The organism is Bradyrhizobium oropedii (assembly GCF_020889685.1).
Taxonomy (GTDB): domain Bacteria; phylum Pseudomonadota; class Alphaproteobacteria; order Rhizobiales; family Xanthobacteraceae; genus Bradyrhizobium; species Bradyrhizobium oropedii.
Window position 1 is genome coordinate 16,042 of sequence record NZ_JACMYO010000052.1, and the last position, 23,101, is coordinate 39,142.

Annotated in this window: 21 protein-coding genes; 14 read left to right on the forward strand and 7 right to left on the reverse strand. The window is 64.4% G+C overall.

Annotation, left to right across the window (positions count from 1 at the left end):
• Positions 1-101: 101 nt before the first annotated feature.
• Positions 102-1,055, reverse strand: coding sequence for a helix-turn-helix transcriptional regulator (locus H8A95_RS16670; RefSeq protein WP_229184099.1), 954 nt, complete (start codon positions 1,053-1,055; stop codon positions 102-104).
• Between the two features lie 235 nt (positions 1,056-1,290).
• On the opposite strand from H8A95_RS16670, the gene H8A95_RS16675 reads away from it, so the two are divergent.
• The 3 genes from H8A95_RS16675 (at position 1,291) to H8A95_RS16685 (ending at position 5,105) form a co-directional block, all read left to right on the forward strand.
• Complete coding sequence (locus tag H8A95_RS16675; protein ID WP_420839399.1) at positions 1,291-2,796, forward strand: caspase family protein; 1,506 nt, start codon at positions 1,291-1,293, stop codon at positions 2,794-2,796.
• Positions 2,797-2,883: 87 nt separating this feature from the next.
• Positions 2,884-4,128: an FAD-dependent oxidoreductase gene (locus tag H8A95_RS16680; protein ID WP_229184100.1), complete on the forward strand. Its 1,245-nt coding sequence runs from the start codon at positions 2,884-2,886 to the stop codon at positions 4,126-4,128.
• 200 nt (positions 4,129-4,328) lie between these two features.
• Positions 4,329-5,105 (forward strand): outer membrane protein, encoded by a 777-nt coding sequence (locus tag H8A95_RS16685; RefSeq protein ID WP_229184101.1) that lies wholly within the window; start codon positions 4,329-4,331, stop codon positions 5,103-5,105.
• A 76-nt stretch (positions 5,106-5,181) separates the two neighbouring features.
• Here H8A95_RS16685 and H8A95_RS16690 read toward each other — a convergent pair whose 3' ends face one another.
• The 4 genes from H8A95_RS16690 to H8A95_RS16705 all read right to left on the reverse strand — a co-directional run bounded on the left by H8A95_RS16690 (position 5,182) and on the right by H8A95_RS16705 (position 9,703).
• Entirely contained in the window at positions 5,182-5,952 is a 771-nt protein-coding gene (locus H8A95_RS16690; RefSeq protein ID WP_229184102.1) for a glucose 1-dehydrogenase, read from the reverse strand.
• A gap of 175 nt (positions 5,953-6,127) precedes the next feature.
• Entirely contained in the window at positions 6,128-6,919 is a 792-nt protein-coding gene (locus H8A95_RS16695) for an outer membrane protein (protein ID WP_229184103.1), read from the reverse strand.
• A 226-nt stretch (positions 6,920-7,145) separates the two neighbouring features.
• Entirely contained in the window at positions 7,146-9,206 is a 2,061-nt protein-coding gene (gene parE, locus H8A95_RS16700) for a DNA topoisomerase IV subunit B (RefSeq protein WP_229184104.1), read from the reverse strand.
• Positions 9,207-9,334: 128 nt separating this feature from the next.
• Entirely contained in the window at positions 9,335-9,703 is a 369-nt protein-coding gene (locus H8A95_RS16705) for a hypothetical protein (RefSeq protein WP_229184105.1), read from the reverse strand.
• 186 nt (positions 9,704-9,889) lie between these two features.
• Here H8A95_RS16705 and H8A95_RS16710 point away from each other — a divergent pair, with 186 nt between their 5' ends.
• From H8A95_RS16710 to H8A95_RS16735, 6 genes are all read left to right on the forward strand, one after another.
• Positions 9,890-10,420 (forward strand): DedA family protein, encoded by a 531-nt coding sequence (locus H8A95_RS16710; protein ID WP_163151029.1) that lies wholly within the window; start codon positions 9,890-9,892, stop codon positions 10,418-10,420.
• A gap of 155 nt (positions 10,421-10,575) precedes the next feature.
• Positions 10,576-11,565, forward strand: a complete 990-nt coding sequence (locus tag H8A95_RS16715) for an MBL fold metallo-hydrolase (protein ID WP_229184106.1) — start codon at positions 10,576-10,578, stop codon at positions 11,563-11,565.
• A 359-nt stretch (positions 11,566-11,924) separates the two neighbouring features.
• A complete protein-coding gene (locus H8A95_RS16720; RefSeq protein ID WP_229184107.1) occupies positions 11,925-12,599 on the forward strand; it encodes an FMN-binding negative transcriptional regulator in 675 nt (224 codons plus the stop codon).
• The gene (gene argC, locus H8A95_RS16725; protein ID WP_229184108.1) at positions 12,596-13,642 is read left to right on the forward strand and encodes an N-acetyl-gamma-glutamyl-phosphate reductase; all 1,047 of its coding nucleotides are present in this window, start codon (positions 12,596-12,598) and stop codon (positions 13,640-13,642) included. Before H8A95_RS16720 ends, argC (H8A95_RS16725) begins: the two co-directional genes overlap by 4 nt.
• 125 nt (positions 13,643-13,767) lie before the next feature.
• The gene (gene argC, locus H8A95_RS16730) at positions 13,768-14,745 is read left to right on the forward strand and encodes an N-acetyl-gamma-glutamyl-phosphate reductase (protein ID WP_229184109.1); all 978 of its coding nucleotides are present in this window, start codon (positions 13,768-13,770) and stop codon (positions 14,743-14,745) included.
• Positions 14,746-14,759: 14 nt separating this feature from the next.
• Positions 14,760-15,353: a class I SAM-dependent methyltransferase gene (locus tag H8A95_RS16735; RefSeq protein ID WP_229184110.1), complete on the forward strand. Its 594-nt coding sequence runs from the start codon at positions 14,760-14,762 to the stop codon at positions 15,351-15,353.
• 40 nt (positions 15,354-15,393) lie between these two features.
• Here H8A95_RS16735 and H8A95_RS16740 read toward each other — a convergent pair whose 3' ends face one another.
• A complete protein-coding gene (locus H8A95_RS16740) occupies positions 15,394-15,792 on the reverse strand; it encodes an MAPEG family protein (protein WP_229184111.1) in 399 nt (132 codons plus the stop codon).
• Between the two features lie 144 nt (positions 15,793-15,936).
• Positions 15,937-17,745, reverse strand: a complete 1,809-nt coding sequence (locus H8A95_RS16745; RefSeq protein WP_229184112.1) for a PHA/PHB synthase family protein — start codon at positions 17,743-17,745, stop codon at positions 15,937-15,939.
• A gap of 292 nt (positions 17,746-18,037) precedes the next feature.
• Here H8A95_RS16745 and H8A95_RS16750 point away from each other — a divergent pair, with 292 nt between their 5' ends.
• The 5 genes from H8A95_RS16750 to H8A95_RS16770 all read left to right on the forward strand — a co-directional run bounded on the left by H8A95_RS16750 (position 18,038) and on the right by H8A95_RS16770 (position 23,047).
• A complete protein-coding gene (locus H8A95_RS16750) occupies positions 18,038-18,313 on the forward strand; it encodes a hypothetical protein (RefSeq protein WP_163151013.1) in 276 nt (91 codons plus the stop codon).
• Between the two features lie 213 nt (positions 18,314-18,526).
• Positions 18,527-19,747: an LL-diaminopimelate aminotransferase gene (locus tag H8A95_RS16755; RefSeq protein WP_229184113.1), complete on the forward strand. Its 1,221-nt coding sequence runs from the start codon at positions 18,527-18,529 to the stop codon at positions 19,745-19,747.
• 38 nt (positions 19,748-19,785) lie between these two features.
• Entirely contained in the window at positions 19,786-21,105 is a 1,320-nt protein-coding gene (locus H8A95_RS16760; protein WP_229184114.1) for a homoserine dehydrogenase, read from the forward strand.
• 79 nt (positions 21,106-21,184) lie between these two features.
• Positions 21,185-22,183: a class II fructose-bisphosphatase gene (glpX, locus tag H8A95_RS16765; protein ID WP_029083354.1), complete on the forward strand. Its 999-nt coding sequence runs from the start codon at positions 21,185-21,187 to the stop codon at positions 22,181-22,183.
• 144 nt (positions 22,184-22,327) lie between these two features.
• Positions 22,328-23,047 (forward strand): haloacid dehalogenase type II, encoded by a 720-nt coding sequence (locus tag H8A95_RS16770; RefSeq protein WP_229184115.1) that lies wholly within the window; start codon positions 22,328-22,330, stop codon positions 23,045-23,047.
• Positions 23,048-23,101: the final 54 nt, after the last annotated feature.

Sequence of the window (23,101 nt, forward strand, 5' to 3'; positions counted from 1 at the left end):
TCCGAGGACGACGAGGGGGCGGCGCGTGAGGCCGGGAATCCCGATTACGGGCATCAAAGCGCTTTAGCAACCCGCAACAGCCCGATGTGCCGGCCGGAGGCTCAGGCCGGTCGCGCCCGGTAATCGCCCGGCGTCATCGATTCGGACGCATTGAAGAGGCGGTAGAACGTCGCGAGGCTCTCGAAGCCGCAGGCATAAGCGACCTCGGCGATGGTCTGCCTGGGCTGCTCGCGGAGCAGGCGGCGGCTTTGCGCGAGCCGGAGCATGGTGACGGTCTCCGAGAAGCTGTTCCCGGTTTCCTCGAACAGGATGTGCAGGTGACGGACCGAGATGCCGAGCAGGCCGGCGATCAGGGTCGGCGTCAGCGCCGCACTCGAGAGATGCCGCCGGATCAGGCGGCGGGCCAGCGACAGATGGGCACTGCGCAGGGCCTGCTGCGCGAGCCTGCTCTTCGGCCGCATGATACCGCGCTCGATCAGTGCGATATGGGCAAGCGCCTGCACCATCGGAGCGGTATCCGCCGCCGCGGCGTCCTTGCCTTCGATCAGGTCGCGGAAGCAGGATTCCAGCAGCATCTGCAGCGCGGTCTCATCCTGCACGGGCCTTGGGACAAGCTCGCCGAGCTCGGCGCCCGGCGGCACGACGTTCGCCACGGGGATCTTGATGATGCGCAGCTGGAAGCCGTCGTCGTGCAGCGGGACGGTGCGATAGGGCAGGTCCGAATAGCTGGTCGCGAACATGCCGTCGCGAACCGCAAACTCGTCGAGCAGCGCGCCGCCGAACCAGCCGCCGCCGCCGAGCTGCTGGTAGATGCACAGGCTGTCGCTCGCGGCATCGGCGATATCGCCGGTGCGCCGTTCGACCCGGTAGGGCGAGGCACGCAGCTCGACCAGCCGGGCATCGCCGAGCTGGCGCAGCGTAAACTCACCGAAGAAGTCCTGGCGCCGGTCGGGCTCGAGCTCCGCGGTGACGCCGAACAGCCCCTTGGCGCGGACCTCGCGCCAATAGTCGAAGCGATCCCGGGGATCGACTTGATCGGTGGACCATGTGTGCACGGAAAAGCCCTTGGGACCCGTGGAGAGCTCGCGCCGGAGTGAAGGCCCGAATCTATCATGCCGGCCGTAAAAAGAAACTTGACCTGAGACGGACGGGGCGCCCATGGTGGCCCGGTGGCGGCGGTCGGGACAGTGACCCGGTGTGGTCGGCCTTGAACCGGCCAAACGGCTGATCCGACTATTAGGCGGCGGTCGCATGGGCGGCACACTGCTCGTGCAGGCGAGAAACGGGATGATGAGCTGGTTTTCGAGACTTTCGGCGATCTTTTTGGCCATTGCATTTGCCGCATTGGCCGCGCCCGCCCAGGCCGAAAAGCGCGTCGCGCTGGTGATCGGCAACAATGACTACAGGAACGTGCCCAAGCTGCAGAAGGCGGTCAACGACGCCCGCACCATGGGCGACACGCTGAAGCAGCTCGGCTTCAACGTGATGGTGGCCGAGAATTTGAACCGGCAGGCGTTTTCCGAGACGCTGCTCGCCTTCGACCGCGCCGTGGAACCGGGCGATACCGCGTTCTTCTTCTATGCCGGTCATGGCTTCGAGATCGCCGGCCAGAATTTCCTGCTGCCGACCGATGTGCCGGCAGCGACCGAGGGGCAGGAGGAACTGGTGCGCGACGCCTCTGTTCTCGCCGACCGCATCATCGAGCGGTTGCAGAACAAGAGGGCGCGCACCTCGATCCTGGTGTTCGACGCCTGCCGCAACAATCCGTTCGAGCGGGCCGGTACGCGCGCCGTCGCCGGCGGCGGTGGCCTGGCGCCGATGACGCAACTGCCCGAAGGCGTGTTCTCGGTGTTCTCGGCGGGGCCGCGCCAGACCGCGCTCGACCGTCTCTCGAACGACGACGCCAATCCCAATTCGGTGTTCACGCGAACCTTCGCCAGGGAGTTGCTGCAGCCCGGCGAAAACCTCGTGCAGGTCGCGCAGCGCACGCGGCGTCTGGTCAGCGAGATGGCCGAGACCGTGAAGCACAAGCAGATCCCGGTCTATTTCGACCAGATGGTCGACGACGTCTTCCTGAACGGGATCGCCAAGGAGCAGGCGAAGGCGCAGGCCGAGGCTGCCAAGACGTCCGCTCCACCGCAGCAGGTGGCCGCGCTGCCGCCGGTATCGGTGCCGAAGCTGCCGAAGGAGGACTCCATCAACGCGCCGATCGCGAGCTTCTCGCGGCACAATGGCGGCTGGACCGTCGTGTTCTCGATCGCCGATCCGACGCTCGGCATTTCCTGGCGAATCGGCAACAGCGGCGATTTCCGCGAAACCGGCTTCATGGACACGCTCGATCCGCGCACGCGCAAGCGGATGCCCAACCCGTCGATCGAGCTGCCCGCCGACGCGCCGGCGGCCACCATCGAGATCCGCTATGTCGATACGCAGGGTGAGATGCAGGGGCCGTTCCCGATCAAGTTCGATCCCGACGCCGCGCTGATCCGCGACCAGCGCAAGATTCTCGACATGACCGCGACCAGCTGGCTGGCGTTCCGCGAGTTCAACGGGCTCTTGGTCTACTATACGCATCTGATGTCGTATCGCTGCGCGATCCGTGAGGTGCGGATCGGCATCGATAGCGCCGTGCCGGACAAGGTCCTGAAGATGCCGGCCTGCAACTCGCGCGATCCGAGCGCGATCCCGTCCGACGCGCAGCCCTATCTGAAGCTCGCACCGCAGACCAAATCGGTCTCGGTGGAGCTGACCTATCGCGACGGCAGCGTGTCGGAAATCAAGACGTTCCGGCGATAGTTTTGCAGGCGATAGCATTGCATCCTTGTCGTCCGAACCGCGTTACAGTCGGAGCCTGAGAGGCGAGACAGCGGCAAGGACGGCATCATGGATGCAGGCAATCCGGCGGGACCGAAGACGCGTCAGATGAAGGTGCGCTGCTGCGTTGTCGGTGGCGGACCGGCCGGCATGATGCTCGGCTACCTGCTCGGACGCGCGGGGGTCGATGTCGTCGTGCTGGAGAAGCATGCCGACTTCTTCCGCGACTTCCGCGGCGACACCGTGCATCCCTCGACCCTGCAGGTGATGGACGAGCTCGGTCTGATCCACGGTTTCCTGAAGCTGCCGCACCAGGACATCCAGAAGCTCGACGGCATGTTCGGCGGCACCTCGGTGCGGATCGCCGACCTGAGCCGCCTCAGCGTCAAATATCCCTTCATCGCGATGATGCCGCAGTGGGACTTCCTCAATTTCCTGCGCGAGAGCGGCAAGCGTTTCACCGCGCTGAAGGTGCTGATGAGCGCGGAGGCGACCGACCTGATCCGGCGTGGCGACGCTGTTGCGGGCGTGCGCGCGAACACGCCTGACGGCCCCATCGACATCGAGGCGGATCTGACGATCGGCTGCGACGGCCGCCATTCCATTGTGCGCGAGCGTGCCGGCCTCGCGGTCGAGGAGATCGGCGCGCCGATGGATGTGTTGTGGTTTCGCGTCGGGCGGCGTCCGGACGAGACCGAGAATTTGTTCGCCCGCGTCGACAACGGCAAGATGATGGTGACGTTCGATCGCGGCGACTATTGGCAATGCGCCTATGTGATCGCCAAGGGACAATACGAGGCGGTGAAGGCGAGGGGATTGCCGGCATTGCTCGACGACGTGCTGCGCCTCGCGCCGATCCTCAAGCCCGGCATCGGCGACGTGAAGAGCTTCGACGACGTCAAGCTGCTCACGGTCGCGATCAATCGCCTGACGCGCTGGACCCGTCCCGGCCTGCTCTGCATCGGCGATGCCGCGCATGCGATGTCGCCGATCGGCGGCGTCGGCGTCAACCTCGCGGTGCAGGACGCGGTCGCGACCGCAAACATCCTGGCGGCGAAGCTCGCACAAGGCTGCCCGTCGGAGGACGAACTCGACGCGGTGAGGCGCCGCCGCGAATTTCCGGTGCGCCTGACCCAGCGCATGCAGGTGATCGCGCAGAACAACATCATCAGCGCCGCGCTGAAGGCTGGCGATCAGCCGATGCCGTTCGCGGTGCGGTTGATCACGGCAATGCCCTGGCTGCAGGGCCTCACGGCACGTCTTGTCGCCGTCGGGGTGCGGCCGGAGCACGTGCATTCGCCGGCTGCGAGTTGATGCGCGTCGAACGCTCGCAACGGAATTTATTAGGGATAACAGTCGCTTAAATTGGTCGTTAGAAGTTGCGCGATTGCAACAGAGAGACATGATTCGAAACCGGCGGACACGGATTCTGCGTTGCCGGTTCCCGAGGTTTTCTTTTGGTAAGGGGCTCTCTGGGAAAGCTCATCCCCATCAGACAACCTGGGGGTGCCATCGTGTTTCATGCCAGATTCATTGCCGCGCTGACCGTGACCACGGCGCTTGGCGTCAGCGCTGCGTCGGCCGCCGATCTCGCGGCACGTCCGTACACCAAGGCGCCGGCCTATGTGGAGGCGATCTACAACTGGGCAGGCTTCTACGTCGGCGGCCATCTCGGTGGCGCCTGGGCCAACGAGCAGTGGGTCAACAGCGCAAACACGACGGCGTTCGGTGATCTCGCTCCCGGCCAGGGCTTTCGTCAGCGCGGCTCGGGTTTCATGGGCGGTGGCCAGATCGGCTACAACTGGCAGGCCAACGATTTCGTATTCGGCATCGAGGGCACGATTTCCGGGCTCGACAATTCCGGTCGCGTCACCAACACGGTATTCGGCCTTAGCCGCGATGATCAGTTCAGCTGGCGCGCGAATGCGATGGCGACGATCGTTGGTCGTGCCGGCTACGCGATTCAGAATAACCTGCTTTACTTCAAGGGCGGTTATGCCGGCGTGAACAACCGTCTGTCCGTTGTCGACAACGTTCCGCCGGCAACCGGCTCCGGCAGCCAGACCCACTGGGCCAGCGGCTGGACGGTCGGTGCCGGCTGGGAATACGGCATCACCCGCAACTGGACCATCGGCGTCGAATACAATTACGCGGCCTTCGAGCGTCAGACCTATCAGCTCGCCGGCACTTCGGCGGGGACCTACACGTTCGACGCCAAGCCGCGCGACATTCAATGGGCGGTGGTGCGCATGAACTACAAGTTCGACGCGCCGGCGATCGCGCGCTACTGAGTTTACACTGAGGCGAACAGGATGCAGGAGCCCCGGCGCGTGCGCCGGGGCTCTTGTGTTTCTGGGCTCCTGAAGCTCAGGCCATGACCGAATAGCCGCCGTCGACGGGAATCGCGGTGCCGGTGACGAAGTCCGACGCCGGCGACGCCAGGAATACGGCGATGCCTGCGAAGTCGTCGATGGCACCCCAGCGTGCGGCCGGTGTGCGCGCGAGCACGCGCTCATGCAGCCCGGAAACCTGCTGGCGAGCGCCTTTGGTCAGATCGGTGTCGATCCAGCCGGGAAGGATGGCGTTGACCTGGATGTTGTCCGGTGCCCAGGCGTTGGCGCAGGCGCGTGTGTACTGGACGATGCCGCCCTTGCTCGCGGCATAGGCCGCCGCGAAGCTCGCGCCGAAGATCGACATCATCGAGCCGATATTGATGATCTTGCCGTGGCCCGATGCCTTGAGCGCCGGATAGGCCGCCTTGGAGCACAGGAACGCGCTGGTGAGATTGGTGTCGATCACCTTGCTCCACTCGTCGAGCTCGAGCTCGTGCGGGGGCTTGCGGATGCTCATGCCGGCGTTGTTGACGAGGATGTCGATCCGGCCGAACTCGCCGGCGACCCGCTCGACCATCGCCGCGACCGCGGCCTTATCGGTCACGTCGGTTGCAACCGCGATCGCCTTGACGCCGCGCTTGCCGAGATCCTCGACGGCGGCTTTCGATTTCGCCTCGTTGCGGCCGACCACAGCCACCGCCGCACCGGCATCCGCCAGACCGCGCGCCATGCCGAGGCCGATGCCGCCATTGCCGCCGGTGACGATCGCGACCCGGCCCGAGAGATCAAACTGTCCGTTTTTCATTGTTGTTGTCCGCTGTGGTTTGAATCTGGCCGCGAGAGTGCCCGATCGTACCCGTGCTGACCAGATCAGGCGCAGCCGGCCGGCTCTGCAGTGGGCGGGATAGTTCCGAAGCCATCAGGGCAACAAAAAAGCCCCGGACGATGCCGGGGCTTTTGGTCTTCTATCTCAGAAGAGATCAGTACTTCGCAACAACCGGGCCGGTCCAGTTGAAGCGGTAGACCAGCGAGGTGCTGATGGTCTGGACGAACGGCTTGAAGGTGATGTCGCGGCCGTTCGAGATGTTGGTGACGTCCGCCAGCTCCGAGATGTTCTTGCTGTCGTAGTAAGCGGCGCGATACTCGGTCTTCATGAACCAGCCCGGCGCGGTGATGCCGAAGATGTTCAGGTTGTTCTCGACGCCGCCGCCGACGAACCAGCCGCTGCGATCGAAGCCGTTGGTGTGTCCGCCGACCGGAAGAGCGGTCGCGGTGTTGAACAGCGTGGTGCCCTTCCAATGCGAGTTGGAGTAACCGGCGTTGACGTAGGACAGAACGTTCGGAGCGACCAGATAGCCCAGGCGCGCACCGGCGGCCCAGCTGTAGTCGTTCTTGATGTTGCCGGCGATGCCCAGACCCTGATCCTGGATGGTGCCCTTCAGGCTGCCGAACTGGCCGTCAGCGAACACGCCGATGACCCAGCTGTTGGCGGTCTGCCAGTCGTAACCGGCACCGACGGTGCCGTACCAGCCATCGCCGCCCTGGCGCTGGTTGAAGCCGAGGATCGGTGCGCCCGTGGTGGTCGACTGAACGCCGGTGTCAGCATCCCAGATGCCGCCGCCGCCACCGCCGAAGATGTAGAAGCCGGTCCAGCTCGGCGCCACCGCGATCGGGGCAGGTGCCTTGGTGTAGGGGCGGGCGGCCAGATCGGCAGCCGACGCCGAAGCCGTCATCGCAGCAACCGCGGTCAGAGCGAGCAAAATCTTCTTCATTTCCAAATCCTCGACTAGCGTTCGATCGGGTCGCTGACGGGGGTGCGCTGGCACCGATTCCCGAAACTCATGTCAGGACTATACGTGGTTCCGTCGGAAATGCTGTTGCGGGTGAGACACAACCACCCGAAAACGAAGCGCTTGGGCGCTCCGAAAAGGCCAATGAAAACGGCCGCCCCCGATCAGGAGGGCGGCCGGAAAATCGTTTCAGATCAGTCGGTTGATCCTAGACGTCGAGCAGGTCGTCGCTGGCGAATTCGGCCTTGTCGGAGATGAAGGCAAAGCGGGCTTCCGCCTTGGTTCCCATCAACCGCTCGACCGAGTCGGCTGTGCCCTCGCGATCATCGGCCAGCAGCACCACGCGCAGCAGCGTGCGCTTGGCGGGATCCATCGTGGTCTCCTTGAGCTGGGCCGGCATCATCTCGCCGAGGCCTTTGAAGCGATTGACCTCGACCTTGGCGTTGGCGTTGAACTCGCTCTTCAGCAGCTCTTCCTTGTGCGCGTCGTCGCGCGCGTAGATCGACTTGGTGCCGTGCTTCAGTTTGTAGAGCGGCGGCACCGCCAGATAGAGATGGCCCTCGTCGATCAGCCGCGGCATCTGCCGGTAGAAGAAGGTGATCAGGAGCGATGCGATGTGCGCGCCGTCGACATCGGCGTCGGTCATGATGATGATGCGCTGATAGCGCAGATCCTCTTCGCGGTAGTGCGCGAGCGTGCCGCAGCCGATCGCCTGCACGAGGTCGGAGAGCTGCGCGTTGGCGGTCAGCTTGTCCTTGCCGGCAGAGGCGACGTTGAGGATCTTGCCGCGCAGCGGCAGCACCGCCTGCGTCTTGCGATCGCGCGCCTGCTTGGCGCTGCCGCCGGCCGAGTCACCTTCGACGATGAAGAGTTCGGAGCCTTCGGTGCCTGCGTCGGAGCAATCGGCGAGCTTGCCGGGAAGGCGCAGCTTCTTGCCGGCGGTCTTGCGCGCGGTTTCCTTTTCCTGGCGGCGGCGCAGCCGGTCCTCGGCGCGATCGATCACGAAATCGAGCAGCCGGTTGGCCTGGTTCGGATTGCCTGACAGCCAATGGTCGAACGGGTCCTTCATCGCCTGTTCGACGATGCGCTGCGCTTCGGCGGTGGCGAGGCGGTCCTTCGTTTGGCCCTGGAATTCAGGCTCGCGCACGAACACCGAAAGCATCACGGCCGCGCCCACCATCACGTCTTCCGAAGTGATGGAGGCCGCGCGCTTGCCCTGACCGGCGCGCTCGGCATGGTCCTTCAGGCCGCGCAGCAGCGCGCTGCGCAGGCCCGATTCATGCGTGCCGCCGTCGGGCGTCGGCACCGTGTTGGTGTAGGACGACAGGAAGCCGTCGGCATCGGCAGTCCAGGCGACAGCCCATTCGCAGGCGCCATGCGCGCCGCTGCGGCCGGACTTGCCGGAGAAGATATCCTGATGCACCAGCGTGTCGGCATGGATCGCCGCGGCGAGATAGTCCTTCAGGCCGCCGGGGAAGTGAAACTTGGCTTCTGCCGGAACGTCCTCGACGCCCTTCAGCAGTTCCTGATCGCAGTGCCAGCGAATCTCGACGCCGCCGAACAGATAGGCCTTCGAGCGCGTCATCTTGAACAGACGCTGCGGCTTGAAGGCCGCCTTGGCGCCGAAAATGTCGGTGTCCGGCTTGAAGCGGATCCGCGTGCCGCGGCGGTTGTTGACCTTGCCGAGGTCTTCGAGCTTGCCCTTGGGATGGCCGCGCTCGAAGGTCATGCGATGCAACTGCCCGCTGCGTGCAACCTCGACCTCGAGCCGCGAGGAGAGGGCGTTGACCACGGAGACGCCGACGCCGTGCAGACCGCCCGAAGTCTCGTACACCTTGGAGTCGAACTTGCCGCCCGAGTGCAGCGTGCACATGATGACTTCGAGCGCCGACTTCTTCGGGAATTTCGGATGCGGGTCGACCGGAATGCCGCGGCCATTGTCGGTCACGGTCAGGAAGCCGTCGGTGGTCAACTCCACGTCGATGAAGGTGGCGTGACCCGCCAGCGCCTCGTCCATGCAGTTGTCGATCACCTCGGCGAACAGGTGGTGCAGCGCCTTCTCGTCGGTGCCGCCGATATACATGCCGGGGCGCCGGCGGACCGGTTCCAGCCCTTCCAGCACCTCGATATCGGCCGCCGTATAGCCGGCTTCGGCGCCGGCTGCAGCCCGCGAGGCGGCCTTGGCCGGTGCACGTCCCTTCGGCTCCGGAGCCCCGAACAGATCGTCGGCAGATTTACTTTTGGCGTTCGACTTCAATGGTTTGGCCATGGTTCTTCAAGTGACGCGCCGGTCTTGGCGCAGCGAATCGGTTGCTCTGACTATGCCACGGATGGGCTGCCAAATGGGGGCGGCCGCCCCCTGAAGGGCCGGCCGCCTGTGTAGATAGGCGCCCGCGATTACGCCCGCGAGGTGCGGAATACAACGACCGTGAACAGGGCCATGGCGACGACCACCATCAGCGAGCCGACGATCGGGGCCGCCTCGAAGGATGGCCCCTTCAGCAGCACGGCGGCGACGCCGGCCGGAAACAGGATGCCGCCGACGATATGCAGCCAGCCCTGGATCCTGGCGAGCAGCATCGTGCCTGCCGCCGGCATCAGCCGGTAGTAGAGGCCGAACAGGAACAGCAGCACGCCGCCGACGAGATTGAGATGCGCATGCGCCGGCCCCAACGTGAAGTCGTGCTGGATACCCATGGCGATGCCCGCGAGCATTCCGAACAGCAAAACGACAACGCCCACGCACATCATCAGTGACCCGATCATCCAGTGAATCCTTTTTCTTATGAGGGAGATGTCGGCCGGCCCGGACCGCGGAGCCTGTCGGAAATCACGTTTGATCCCCGCCTTTGTGACTTGATGTCACGCAATGGGCTGGCTTACCTGTTCTTAGGCTGCGTGCCGGTAGAAAGGTTCATTCGAGGTTCAACGGAGCGGAAGGCACACGACGAAATGGAAGACCTTGCGCGGGCCCTGGCCGAATTCGTGCGCCATCACCAGGCCTGGGCCGCCCCGATCGTCCTGTTGCTGGCGTTCGCTGAATCGCTCGCCTTCATCTCGCTGCTGGTGCCGGCCTGGGGCGCGCTGGTTGCGATCGGCGCGCTGATCGGCGTCAGCGGGATCAGCTTCTGGCCGATCTGGATTGCGGGCGGCATTGGCGCCGCGCTCGGCGACTGGGTCTCCTACTGGTTCGGCTATCGCTACAAGGAACAGGTCGCGCAGATGTGGCCGCTGTCGCGCTATCCCGAAATCCTGCCGCGCGGCGAGGCGTTCGTGAAGACATGGGGCGTGCCGAGCATCTTCATCGGCCGCTTCTTCGGTCCGCTGCGCGCCTCGGTGCCGCTGGCGGCCGGCATTTTCGAGATGTCGTATTGGCAGTTCCAGGTCGCCAATTTCGTCTCCGCGCTGGTCTGGTCCGCGGCGCTGCTGCTGTTCGGCGACGTCATTGCCCAAGGTATCGAGTGGATGTGGCGGGTGGTGTAGCGAGTCCCGGAATAAGGCCAACCTGCGGGGGTTAGGCGGGAGGGCAAACGGCTCGCATTGTCGTCATCGCTCGACCGTCTAGAACGCGGATAGAATCTCACGTCAGAAGGCGCAGCTTCCATCGGGCGCATCATCGTTTCACTGGGAGGACACACATGGAATTGACACGACGTCACGCTCTCGCTGGCGCTGCCGGCATCGCCGCCGCACCGTTGTTGCCTGCCGCTCCCGTGGCCGCCGCGGCGCCGGTCGCCGACAAGCAGGCGCCGAGCTTCTATCGCTACAAGGTCGGCGATATCCTCGTCACCGCGGTGTCCGACGGCAAGGGCGTGTTCAAGCTGGAAGACTCCTTCATCCCGAATGCGAAGCGGGACGATATCAACGCGGCGCTGGAGAAGGCGTTCATGCCGCGCGACACGGTGTCGATCTGGTATGCGCCACTCGTGCTCAACACCGGCGGCAAGCTGATCGTGATCGATACCGGCAATGGCGCGCTGGCGAAGGTCAGCAGCAAGGGCGTCAGTGGCCAGTTCGCCGACAATTTCGTCGCGGCCGGCTTCGACCCCAAGAATGTCGACATGGTCGTGATCTCGCATTTCCATAGCGACCATGTGAACGGCCTGCTGACGGCCGAGGGTACGCCGGCGTTCCCGAACGCCGAGGTGCTGGTGCCGGCGACCGAGTGGAAGTTCTGGATGGACGACGGCGAGATGAGCCGGGCGCCGGCCGGCCGCATGGCGGGCCTGTTCAAGAACAACCGAAACATCTTCGATGCCGGCCTGAAGAAGAAGGTCACGCCCTACGAATGGGGCAAGGAGATCGCGCCGGGCCTGACCTCGGTCGAGACCGTCGGCCATACACCGGGCCACACCTCCTACGTGCTGGCCTCAGGCCCGGACAAGGTCTTCATCCAGTCTGACGTCACCAACAATCCGTATCTGTTCGCGACCAATCCCGGCTGGCATGCGTTCTTCGACCAGGACGGCGACATGGCGGAGAAGACCCGCCGCCGCATCTACGACATCATCGTCGCGGAGCGGCTCCAGGTGCAGGGCTATCATTACCCGTTCCCGGGGCTCGGCAATGTGGTCAAGGACGGCAGCGGCTACCGCGTCGTACCGGCGCCGTGGAATCCGGCGATCTAGCCGGTCATTCCCCGGTGCGCAATTGCGCACCTGAGGGTGGGCGGAGCGCGAACCTCAGATGCGCGATCGCGCATAAGGGAATCCAGAGGTTATGGCGCGAGATTCCGGGTTCGATGCTTTGCATCGCCCCGGAATGACGAAAGCAAACCTTGACGTCAAAGGGGTGCGGCCCTATAGCCGCGCCCATGATCAACGCCGCGACCATCATCATTGCCCGCCGCCGCCGCATTATCGCGGTATGGGCGGTCGCTCGCGTTTAAGACCATCGCCTCTGCCGCCGGACCTGATCCCGCGGCGCTCTCCTCAAAAAGACACGCGGTTCGATCTGGCGGCTCCTTCGTCACGCAGGAGTTTCGACCATGTACACGCCACCGGTATTCAAGCCTGACCGAGCCGCGAGCCTTGCCTTCGCGGAAGCGCGCGGTTTCGGCATGGCCTGCGCGTGGGACGGTGGCAAGCCGATCGCCTCGGTGCTGCCGTTCTATTTGACCTACGCCGCCGACGGCACGCCGCGGGCGCTGTTTCATGTTGCCCGTCACAATCCGCTGGTAAAGCTGGCGGGCGGGGCTCCCTGGTTGTTGGCCGTCAACGGCGCGGATGCCTATGTGTCGGCGGACTGGTACGTGTCGCCCGACCAGGTGCCGACCTGGCTCTATCAGGCCGTGCATCTGACCGGGTCGGTGCGGACCCTGTCGGATGAGGAACTCGCGGTTCAGATCGACACGCTGAGCGCCAAGTTCGAGGACCGGCTGCTGCCGAAACCCCCGTGGACGTCAGGCAAGATGACAGCCCCGCGGCTCGATGCCATGAAGAAGGCGATCGTGGGCTTTGAGATGACGGTGGAAGAGGTGGAGGGCAGCTTCAAGCTGAACCAGCACAAATCCGAAGCCGATTTCGCGGCGGTCGGCAACGCGCTCGCTTTGCAGGCCGATTTCGGTGCCCGGGACATCGCGGCTTTAATGCGCGAGGTGCGCCCGCAGGCTTTCGCGATGATACAGACCGAGATGACTACGCTTCCGAGGAGCGAGCAATGACGAAGAAGAAAATCGGAATTCTGGGCGCGTCCGGCTACACCGGCGCCGACGCGGTGCGCCTGTTGGCGCGGCACCCGAATGCCGAAATCACCGCGCTTACCGCCAACACCCATGCCGGCAAAGCGATGAGCGAGGTGTTTCCTCACTTCTTCATGCTTGACCTGCCAAAACTCGTGGAATGGGAAAAGGTCGACTGGACGCGGCTCGATGCCGTGTTCTGCGGACTCCCGCACGGGACGACGCAAGAGATCATCGCTGCGGTGCTGAAAGCCAATCCCGGAATCAAGATCCTCGATATGTCCGCGGACTTCCGGCTGCGCAACAAAGACAGCTACGCGCAATGGTATGGCCATGAGCACAGGGCGCTCGAATTGCAGGACGAGGCCGTCTATGGGCTGACCGAGCTCTACCGGGAGAAGGTTACGGCCGCGCGGCTGGTGGCCTGTCCCGGCTGCTATCCGACGGCGGTGCTGCTGGCGCTTGTTCCGCTGGCCAAGGCAAAGCTGATTGACGTCGACGACATCGTCATCGACGCCAAGTCGGGTGTCACCGGCGCCGGACGGGGACTGAAGCAGAACACGCTGTTCAGCGAGGCCGGCGAAGGGTTGTCGCCCTATTCGATCGGAAGCCATCGACACTCGGCGGAGATCGAGCAGGAGATCGGCGCAGCCGCTGGCTCGACCGTGACAGTGAACTTCACCCCGCATCTCATTCCGATGGCGCGGGGTGAGTTCTGCACATCTTATGTCAAGCTGAACGGGGCTACGCCGGACGATTTGCGCGCCGAGCTGGAAAAGGCCTACGCCGACGAGCCGTTCGTATATGTGACGAAGAAGGGCGTGTTGCCACAGACGCAGAACGTGCGTGGCTCGAATTACGTTCAGATCGGCGTCGTCGCCGACCGGATCGAGAACCGCGCCATCGTGCTCTCGACGCTCGATAATCTTGTGAAGGGTTCGGCCGGACAGGCGATCCAGAACATGAACCTGATGTTCGGCTTGCCCGAAACCACCGGACTGGAGCAGATCGCGCTGTTTCCGTGAGCGGGGCTTGTTAACGTGGACGAGGATGCGTTCGATCCAAGGATAACTGCCCATCACCGGATTGGCGGCGCAGGCGCGGCCAATGTGCTAGCAAACGAAACGAATGAGCTCGAAAGGAACGTGCCATGACCCTCACCGATACCAATCCAAAGACCAAGAGCGGTGCGACCAAGGCCACCGTGTTCGTCGATGGCGGCTCAGGCACCACCGGGCTCGGCATCCAGGAACGGCTGCACGCGATCGGCGACGTCGCGGTGAAGCATATCGCAGAGGACAAGCGGAAGGACGCCGGTGCCAAGCGCGCGCTGATGGAGGAGGTGGATCTCGTGATCCTCTGCCTGCCCGATGATGCCGCCAAGGAAACCGTCGCGCTGATCGACACGATGGGCAACTCAGCGCCAAAGGTGCTGGACGCGTCGACGGCCTATCGGGTCGCGCCCGACTGGGCCTATGGTTTCGCGGAGCTCGCGCCCGACCAGGCCGACAAGATCCGCAACGCGAAAAAGGTCTCCAATCCGGGCTGCTATCCGACCGGCGCAATCGCGCTGCTGCGGCCGCTCGTCGACGGTGGCCTGCTGCCGGCCGACTATCCCGTCACCATCAATGCGGTGAGCGGCTATTCGGGCGGCGGCAAGTCGATGATCGCAAGCTTCGAAGACGGCTCGGCGCCGGCGTTCCATCTCTACGGGCTCGGCTTCGAGCACAAGCACGTGCCGGAGATGCAGCTCTACTCGCATCTGACGCGGCGGCCGCTCTTCATCCCGTCGGTCGGCAACTACCGGCAGGGCATGCTGGTCTCGGTGCCGCTGCAACTCGACGCGCTGCCGGGCAAGCCTGATGGAGCCGATCTGCAGGCTGTGCTGGCGAAGTGGTACGCCGGCAGCAAATACGTCTCGGCGATGCCGCTCCAGAACGAGGCCAGCACGGGCGGCAAGATCGAGCCGGAAGCACTCAACGAGACCAACCAGCTCGAACTCTATGTCTTTGCCAGCGACAAGCACCGCCAGGCCGTGCTGGTCGCGCGGCTCGACAATCTGGGCAAGGGCGCCTCGGGTGCGGCGGTCCAGAACATGCGGCTGATGCTCGGGCTGGCCGATAGCTGACGACGAGGCGCGTCGTGGACGACGCCACACTGCAATTCTATCGGCGCAATGCCGAGGCTTATGCCGGGTGGGCGAAGGCTCCGTCCGCCCGGCTGATCGGCTTTCTCAAGCTGTTGCCGCCGGGCGGCGCGATCCTCGAGCTCGGCTGTGGCGCCGGCAATCATGCCGCCGTCATGCTCGCCGAAGGTTTTGTGCTGCGCGCGACCGACGGTTCACCTGAAATGGCTGAAGTCGCGGCGCGCCGCATCAATCATCCGGTCGAGGCGATGCTGTTCGATGAGCTCGACGACCTCGAAGCCTATGACGGCGTCTGGGCCAGCGCGTGCCTGCTGCATGTTCCGCGCGACGAATTGGCCGGCATCCTCAGCCGCATCCATCGGGCGCTGAAGCCTGGCGGCATCTTCTACGCGAGCTACAAGATCGGCCATGACGACGGCCGCGACAGCATCGGCCGCTACTACAATTATCCCGCAGCTGAATGGCTGGCCGCGACCTACGCCGGGTCAGGGGCGTGGCTGCAAGTCTCATCCGACACCAGCGAGATCAAGAGTTTCGACGAGGCGCCCGCGACGATGCTGCATATCGTGGTGCGAAGGAACGAGGGATAGCGCCGGCGCGGCTGCGCCGCGACCGGCGGGAATTTGCCGCTCAGAGCGCCTTGAAGATCGCCAGCGCCAGCACCGCCTGCGCGAGGAAGCCGACCGTGAAGGCCAGTGTACGGAACACCGGCAGGCCGAGCGTGTAGACGACGAGATGCGCGACGCGGGCCCAGAAATAGACGGCGCAGGCGAGCACGGTCCATTTGGTGGAGTAGTCGGCGGCGTTGAGGATCAGCACCAGCGGCGCGAAGATCACGAGATTCTCGACCGCATTGTCGTGGGCGAACATCAGCCGGTTGGCCCATTCCGCGTGCGGCTTGTCGTTGCGCGAGGGGTTGCCCATGGCGCCGGAGAGGCCGCGCACCTGGCAGCGGTTGATGATGTAGGGAACCCACAGCAGGCCGGTCAGGATCACCGTCAGTGACAGCCAGAACAGTTCGCGCGTCATCGTCTCCCCCTCACGTGAATTCGATTCCCGACCTCGGGATCGTCTGCTTATAGCTGAGCGGAAGACTTAGCGCTACGCGAAGCCTTGGCGCTACGCATAGACTTGGCGTTACGTGAAGCCTTGGTGCTACGAGAAGGCTTGGCGCTACGCGCGGACCCGGACATAGCTGCCCGGCGCGTCCTCGAGCACCGGCGTTCCGTTCGCGCCGACCACGCGCGCCGGGACGGTCTCCGGATCATGGCTTTCCAGCCAGCCGCGCCAGTCGGGCCACCACGAACCCTTGTGCTCCTCGGCGCCCTTCAGCCAGTCGGCGAGCTTGATGTCCTTGATGTTGTCGTTGGTCCAGTACTGGTACTTCTTCGAGGCCGGCGGATTGACCACACCGGCGATATGGCCGGAGCCGGACAGCACATATCTCACGGGGCCGCCGAAGAACTGCGAACCGTAGAGCACCGATTCCGCCGGCGCGATGTGATCCTCGCGTGCGGCGAGATTGTAGACCGGCACCTTCACCTTCGACAGATCGAGCAGCGTGTTGTCGAGCACCATCGTGCCGGTCGACAGCCGGTTCTCCAGATAGCAGTTGCGCAGATAGTAGGAGTGGTTCGACGAGGGCATCCTCGTCGCGTCCGAATTCCAGTGCAGGAGGTCGAATGAGGAGGGCGACTGGCCCTTCAGGTAATTGTTCACGACATACGACCAGATCAGGTCGTTCGAGCGCAGCATGTTGAAGGCCATCGCCATCTTGCTGCCTTCGAGGACGCCGGATTCCTGCATATCGCGTTCCAGCGCCGAGATCTGGTCCTCGTCGACGAACACCAGAAGGTCGCCGGCGTGGGTGAAGTCGACCTGCGCGGCAAAGAACGTCGCCGACTTCACGCGCTGGCGGCGCTTCTCGGCGAGATAGGCGAGCGTCGAGGCGAGCATGGTGCCGCCGACGCAATAGCCGGCGGTGTGCACCTTCATCTCGCCGGTGACCTTCTCGATCACGTCCATCGCCGTGAGCGGGCCTTCGGCCATGTAGTCGGCCCAGGTCTTCTTGCCGAGCTCCTTGTCCGGATTGACCCAGGAGATCACAAACACCGTGATGCCCTGGTCGACGCACCATTTGACGTAGGATTTCTCAGGGCGCAGATCGAGGATGTAGAACTTGTTGATCCATGGCGGCACGATCAGCAGTGGCGTGCGCAGCACGTTCTCCGTCGCCGGCGAATACTGGATCAGCTGCATCAGCTCGTTCTGGTAGATCACCTTGCCCGGCGTCGTCGCCATGTTGACGCCGACCTCGAGGTTGCTCGAATCGGACTGGCGGATCCGCAGCGTGCCGTGGCCGGCCTCGATATCCTCGGCCAGCATCTTCATGCCGCGCACCAGGTTGTCGCCGTTGGTCTCGACGGTGGCGCGCAGCACTTCCGGGTTGGTCAGCACGAAGTTCGACGGCGCCAGCGCGTTGGCGATCTGCTGGACGTAGAATTCGGCCTTCTTGCGGGTATGCGGATCGATCCCGTCGGCGTCGTGGACCAGCTGCTGCGCCCATTTCGCGGTCAACAGATAGAGCTGGAGGATGAAGTCGAAGAACTGATTCGATTTCCACTCCGGATCCTGGAAGCGCTTGTCACGCGGAGCCGGCGCGATCGCGGGTTTGGCATCGGCTTCGCCGGCCATGCGGCGCACCGCCGCGCCCCAGAGATCGAGGTAATCCTTGCCGAGCTGCATCTGCAGCGACGAGGCGCGCTCCTTGTCGGACAGCCAGTATTCGGCGATCACGCTGAAGGTCTTGATGACCTCTCCGAGCTCGTTCGGCGGCTTGTCGCGGACTTCGCCGGTCTGGCGCGGCTTGAGATAGGCGGCCAGCGCCTGGCCACTGCTCTCCATCGCCCGCGCGATGTTCATGGCGAAGGCTTCGGCGTTGAATTTCGGGGCGGCTTGGGTGTCGGTACTGACGTTGCTCATTTGAAGGACAATATCGCGTCGTTGGGGGGGCGTCATCGCGCGGTGCGGCAACGAAAATCAGTGAAAATCCGATGTTTCGCTGTGTTGCGGTGCGACAAAAAATCTTTGTTCCGTCATATTGAAGCCTCAGGGGTCGCTTTTGCTGTTCACGGCTTAAGCGTTTCGAGCGACAATCGTTTGAAACGATTAAAGCCAGGATTAACGCAGCGGGGACGCTGCAAGGCTCGTACCAGTGCGACCCGTGTCGGCAACGTGCGACCTACGCGCTAGCTTGTTGGGGACAATTCGGCGCATGCCGATCGATAGAATGAACAGAGGGCCCGCGGCCGCAGTGCTGCTCGCGTCGTTGCTGGCGCTGAGCGGTTGCTCGAGCACGATTGCCGATATGGGCATGCCGGCCGACGCGCCGGCGCGGCAAAAGGATGCCGGCGGCTACCTCCCGGTCCACGACCTTCCGCCTGACCGCGCCGATCCGACGATCAAGCCGGCGGATCAGGCCAAGATCGAGCAGGAGCTGGTTGCCGCACGCGAGCGCCAGACCCAGGCGTCAGCCCAGGCCGGCAAGTGAGCCGCGCCAGTGGCCGATCAGCGCTGGCGCCGCCCGGCGTCCGTGCTAAAAGAAACCCAGTTCAACCGCAGATCCGGCCGCAGCCCCCAGATCGTGCGCCTGAATTCGCTCTAAATCATTGATTCAGCGCGATTTCTGTAAGAGGCCGTGACGGCTTCCGCAAGCTTACCAAGGGGGCGATTCTGGCGTCGCGGTTGTCGGAGCAAGGGTCCCATGGAAGATTTTTACCGCATTCGCCGTCTGCCGCCTTACGTCTTTGAAAAGGTCAACCAGGCCAAGGCGGCCGCGCGCAATGCCGGGGCCGACATCATCGACATGGGCATGGGCAACCCGGACCTGCCGACCCCGTCGCATGTGATCGAGAAGCTCAAGGAGACCCTGGGCAAGCCGCGGACCGACCGCTACTCGGCCTCGCGCGGCATCAACGGCCTGCGCAAGGCCCAGGCCGCCTATTATGCGCGCCGCTTCGGCGTCAAGCTGAACCCCGATACGCAGGTGGTTGCGACGCTCGGCTCGAAGGAGGGGTTTGCCAACGTCGCGCAGGCGATCACCGCGCCCGGCGACGTCGTGCTGTGCCCGAACCCGAGCTACCCGATCCATGCGTTCGGCTTCCTGATGGCGGGCGGCGTGATCCGCTCGGTGCCGTCGGAGCCGACGCCGCAGTTCTTCGAGGCGGTCGAGCGGGCGATCATCCATTCGATCCCGAAGCCGATCGCGCTGATCGTCTGCTATCCGTCGAACCCGACCGCCTATGTCGCGGACCTCGACTTCTACAGGGATCTGGTCGCGTTTGCGAAGAAGCACGACATCTTCATCCTGTCCGATCTGGCCTATGCCGAGGTCTATTTCGACGAGGACAAGCCGCCGCCGTCGGTGCTGCAGGTGCCCGGCGCGATCGACGTCACCGTCGAGTTCACCTCGATGTCGAAGACCTTCTCGATGGCCGGCTGGCGCATGGGCTTTGCGGTCGGCAATGAGCGCATCATCGCCGCCCTGGCGCGGGTCAAATCCTATCTCGATTACGGCGCCTTCACGCCGGTCCAGGTGGCGGCGACCGCGGCGCTGAACGGTCCCGACGACTGCATCCGCGAGATGCGCGACACCTACCGCAAGCGCCGCGATGCGCTGGTTGAGTCATTTGGCCGCGCCGGCTGGGACATTCCGCCGCCGCAGGCCTCGATGTTTGCCTGGGCGCCGCTGCCCAAGGAATTCGAGGCGGTCGGCAGCATGCAGTTCGCGACCCTGATGGTGGAGAAATCCGGCGTCGTAGTGTCGCCCGGCGTTGCGTTCGGTGAACATGGCGAAGGCTATGTCCGCATCGCGATGGTGGAGAACGAGCAGCGCATCCGGCAGGCCGCGCGCGGCGTGCGCCGCTTCCTTGAAAGCGGCATCGAAACGTTGCACAACGTCGTTCCTCTCGCCAACCGACGCTAATCCTTCCAGGTTGCTTAATCTCCAGGTCCTTTAAATCCATGGTCGCACCCCTGAACGTGGGCATAGCGGGGCTCGGCACCGTCGGTGCCGATGTCGTCCGCCTCATCGAAACGCAAGGCCGGGCGCTCGCCGAGCGCAGCGGCCGCGTCGTTCGCGTCGTCGCCGTCACGGCGCGCTCGAAAGCCAAGAAGCGTGGCCTCGACCTGCGCGGCATCGCCTGGGCGAAGAGCCCCGAGGCGCTGGCCGAAGATCCCAACATCGACTGCTTCGTCGAGCTGATGGGCGGCGCCGGCGATCCGGCGCTCTCCGCGATCGAGACCGCGCTGAAGGCCGGCAAGTCGGTCGTGACAGCCAACAAGGCGCTGATCGCCAAGCATGGCCTGCGGCTCGCGGCGGCTGCCGAGAAGCACGGTGGCGCGCTGAACTTCGAGGCGGCGGTCGGTGCGGCGATCCCGGTCATCAAGACCCTGCGCGAGGGCCTCGCCGGCACCAGCGTCAACCGCGTCTACGGCATCCTCAACGGCACCTGCAATTACATCCTGACCCGGATGGAGCAGGAGGGTCTGTCGTTTGAAGAATGCCTGAAAGACGCCCAGCGTCTCGGCTACGCCGAAGCCGACCCGTCATTCGACGTCGATGGTCACGACACCGCGCAGAAGCTTGCGATCCTGGCGAGCCTCGCCTTCGGAACCAAGGTCGCCGAAAGCGCTGTTTATGTCGAAGGCATCTCCTCGATCACGCCGGAAGACCTCAAGGCCGCCGCGGAACTCGGCTACCGCGTCAAGCTGCTCGGCGTCGCCGTGCGCACGGCAAAGGGCATTGAGCAGCGCGTGCACCCGACCATGGTGCCGAAATCATCGTCGATCGCGCAGGTAATGGGCGTCACCAATGCTGTCGCAATCGACGGCGAGGGAATTCCGCCGATCACGCTGGTCGGGCCCGGCGCCGGCGGCGGCGCGACGGCCTCGGCCGTGGTGGCCGACATCGCCGACGTGGCCCGCGGCATTCGCGCCAAGCCGTTCGGCCGTCCGGTCGAGCGGTTGCGCGACACCTCCAAGGCGCCGATGGAACGCCACGAGGGTGGTTACTATATCCGCCTGATGGCGCGCGATCTTGCAGGCACTGCCGCGACAATCGCCACCCGGCTCGCGGAACAGAAGATATCCCTGGAATCCATCGTGCAACGGCACCCGGATGGCGTCGATGTGAATGGCGCGGCCAAAAAACCTTCACCGGTCCCCGTCATTCTGATTACCTATGCGACCAGCGAGGATGCCGTGCATCGCGCGCTGGCCGCAGTGCAGCGCGATAAGGTCATCAGCGGCCGGCCGCAGGTGATCCGGATCGAGAAGAACTAGCGCATGGCCTGAACGGGTCGGGCGTGAGACGATTGATGCGGGCAGGCTGGCCTGTCCCAGAGGCTTAAGGAGTACGCCGATGTCGACCCATATTTCCGTTCCGCCGCAGATGCTGCTCGAGCGCATCCTGACGCTCGAAATCGTGCGCGTGACGGAGCGCGCGGCGGTGTCGGCCGCGCGGCTGCGCGGCCATGGCCAGGAGAAGGCCGCCGACAAGGCCGCGGTCGACGCAATGCGGCGAGAGCTCAACAAGCTGCCGATCGAAGGCACCGTCGTGATCGGCGAGGGCGAGCGCGACGAGGCGCCGATGCTGTTCATCGGCGAGAAGGTCGGCCTCAACGCCGGTCCCAAGGTCGACATCGCGGTCGACCCGCTCGAAGGCACCACGCTGTGCGCCAAGAACATGCCCGGCTCGATCGCCACCATGGCGATGGCCGATGGCGGCACGCTGCTGCACGCGCCGGACGTCTACATGCAGAAGATCGCGATCGGCCCGGGCTACGCCAAGAATGTGATCGAGCTCGACGCGCCGCCGGCCGACAACGTGCGCCGGCTCGCCAAGGCCAAGGGCGTCGACCCCACCGCCATCAACGTGCTGGTGCTCGACCGTCCGCGCCATGCCGACATCATCAATAGCGTGCGCTCGACGGGCGCTGCCGTGCAGCTGATCACCGATGGCGACGTCGCCGGCGTCATTCACTGCGCCAAGCCCGATGAGACTGGCGTCGACATGTATATCGGCACCGGCGGCGCGCCCGAGGGCGTGCTGGCGGCGGTCGCGCTGCGTTGCATCGGCGGCCAGATGCAGTGCCGCCTGATCCTCGACACCGAAGAGAAGCGCGAGCGCGCCCACAAGATGGGCGTCATCGATCCGAAGATGATCTACGGCATCGAGGACATGGCCAAGGGCGACTGCCTGTTCGCCGCCACCGGCGTCACCACCGGCTCGCTGCTGACGGGCGTGAAGTTCAAGAAGGACGTGATCGAGACCGAGACGGTCGTGATGCGCTCGGTGACCGGCACCGTGCGCTACATCAAGGCCGAGCACCGCCAGCTGGAGAAGTTCCACCTGGATTAATGTTGTCATTCCGGGGCGTCCGAAGGACGAACCACAGATGCGCAGATTGCGCATCGGGGAATCTCGAGGTTCCGGGTTCGATGCTCCGCATCGCCCCGGAACGACGTGTCCAAGCAACAAGAACAACAACAAGGGGAGACGCGCATGTCCGATCTGTCCGGGGTCAAGGCGCTGGTGTTCGATGTGTTCGGCACAGTGGTCGATTGGCGCACCAGCCTGATCAACGATTTCGCGACATGGGGAGAGACGCGCGGGATCAAGGCCGACTGGACGGCGCTGGTCGACGGCTGGCGCGCGGTCTATGTGGCCTCGATGGACGAGGTGCGCAAGAACCCGCAGAACGGCTACGTCATCCTCGATGTGCTGCATCGCCGCTCGCTGGAGAAGCTGGTCGCGCAGTTCGACGTGAAGGGCCTTACCGAAGCCGACCTGCACCATCTGACGCTGGGCTGGCATCGCCTGCACGCCTGGCCCGACAGCGTTGCCGGCCTGACCCGGCTGAAGAACAAATACGTCATCTCGCCGCTCTCCAACGGCAACGTCGCTCTGCTCACCAACATGGCGAAGTTCGCAGGCCTGCCCTGGGACCTCGTGATGTCGGCCGAACTGTTCGAGCACTACAAGCCGGACCCGGAAACCTATCTCGGCGCCGCGAAGCTGCTCTGCCTGCCGCCGGAGCAGGTGATGATGGTCGCCGCGCACAATTACGATCTGAAGCATGCCCAGAAGCACGGCCTGAAGACCGCGTTCGTGGCGCGGCCGACCGAATACGGCCCGCTGCAGAAGGTCGATTTCGAGGCCACCGGCAACTGGGACATCGTGGCCAAGGATTTCGGGGAAATCGCCAGCCGGATGGGCTGCTAGAACTGGCTTGGGATTCACTGAGGCGCTACGATTCCTGCCTGATTGGAAAGGAAT

Excerpts from the sequence above, each read along its gene's own strand:
- H8A95_RS16750 (WP_163151013.1), top strand. The coding sequence starts at position 18,038 with ATGCCGATCGATAGAATGAACAGAGGGCCCGCGGCCGCAGTGCTGCTC.
- H8A95_RS16745 (WP_229184112.1), bottom strand. The coding sequence starts at position 17,745 with ATGAGCAACGTCAGTACCGACACCCAAGCCGCCCCGAAATTCAACGCC.
- H8A95_RS16715 (WP_229184106.1), top strand. The coding sequence starts at position 10,576 with ATGGAATTGACACGACGTCACGCTCTCGCTGGCGCTGCCGGCATCGCC.
- H8A95_RS16695 (WP_229184103.1), bottom strand. The coding sequence starts at position 6,919 with ATGAAGAAGATTTTGCTCGCTCTGACCGCGGTTGCTGCGATGACGGCT.
- H8A95_RS16740 (WP_229184111.1), bottom strand. The coding sequence starts at position 15,792 with ATGACGCGCGAACTGTTCTGGCTGTCACTGACGGTGATCCTGACCGGC.
- glpX (WP_029083354.1), top strand. The coding sequence starts at position 21,185 with ATGTCGACCCATATTTCCGTTCCGCCGCAGATGCTGCTCGAGCGCATC.
- H8A95_RS16675 (WP_420839399.1), top strand. The coding sequence starts at position 1,291 with ATGAGCTGGTTTTCGAGACTTTCGGCGATCTTTTTGGCCATTGCATTT.
- argC (WP_229184108.1), top strand. The coding sequence starts at position 12,596 with ATGACGAAGAAGAAAATCGGAATTCTGGGCGCGTCCGGCTACACCGGC.
- H8A95_RS16680 (WP_229184100.1), top strand. The coding sequence starts at position 2,884 with ATGGATGCAGGCAATCCGGCGGGACCGAAGACGCGTCAGATGAAGGTG.
- H8A95_RS16760 (WP_229184114.1), top strand. The coding sequence starts at position 19,786 with ATGGTCGCACCCCTGAACGTGGGCATAGCGGGGCTCGGCACCGTCGGT.
- H8A95_RS16710 (WP_163151029.1), top strand. The coding sequence starts at position 9,890 with ATGGAAGACCTTGCGCGGGCCCTGGCCGAATTCGTGCGCCATCACCAG.
- H8A95_RS16720 (WP_229184107.1), top strand. The coding sequence starts at position 11,925 with ATGTACACGCCACCGGTATTCAAGCCTGACCGAGCCGCGAGCCTTGCC.
- argC (WP_229184109.1), top strand. The coding sequence starts at position 13,768 with ATGACCCTCACCGATACCAATCCAAAGACCAAGAGCGGTGCGACCAAG.
- H8A95_RS16690 (WP_229184102.1), bottom strand. The coding sequence starts at position 5,952 with ATGAAAAACGGACAGTTTGATCTCTCGGGCCGGGTCGCGATCGTCACC.
- H8A95_RS16755 (WP_229184113.1), top strand. The coding sequence starts at position 18,527 with ATGGAAGATTTTTACCGCATTCGCCGTCTGCCGCCTTACGTCTTTGAA.
- H8A95_RS16770 (WP_229184115.1), top strand. The coding sequence starts at position 22,328 with ATGTCCGATCTGTCCGGGGTCAAGGCGCTGGTGTTCGATGTGTTCGGC.
- parE (WP_229184104.1), bottom strand. The coding sequence starts at position 9,206 with ATGGCCAAACCATTGAAGTCGAACGCCAAAAGTAAATCTGCCGACGAT.
- H8A95_RS16705 (WP_229184105.1), bottom strand. The coding sequence starts at position 9,703 with ATGATCGGGTCACTGATGATGTGCGTGGGCGTTGTCGTTTTGCTGTTC.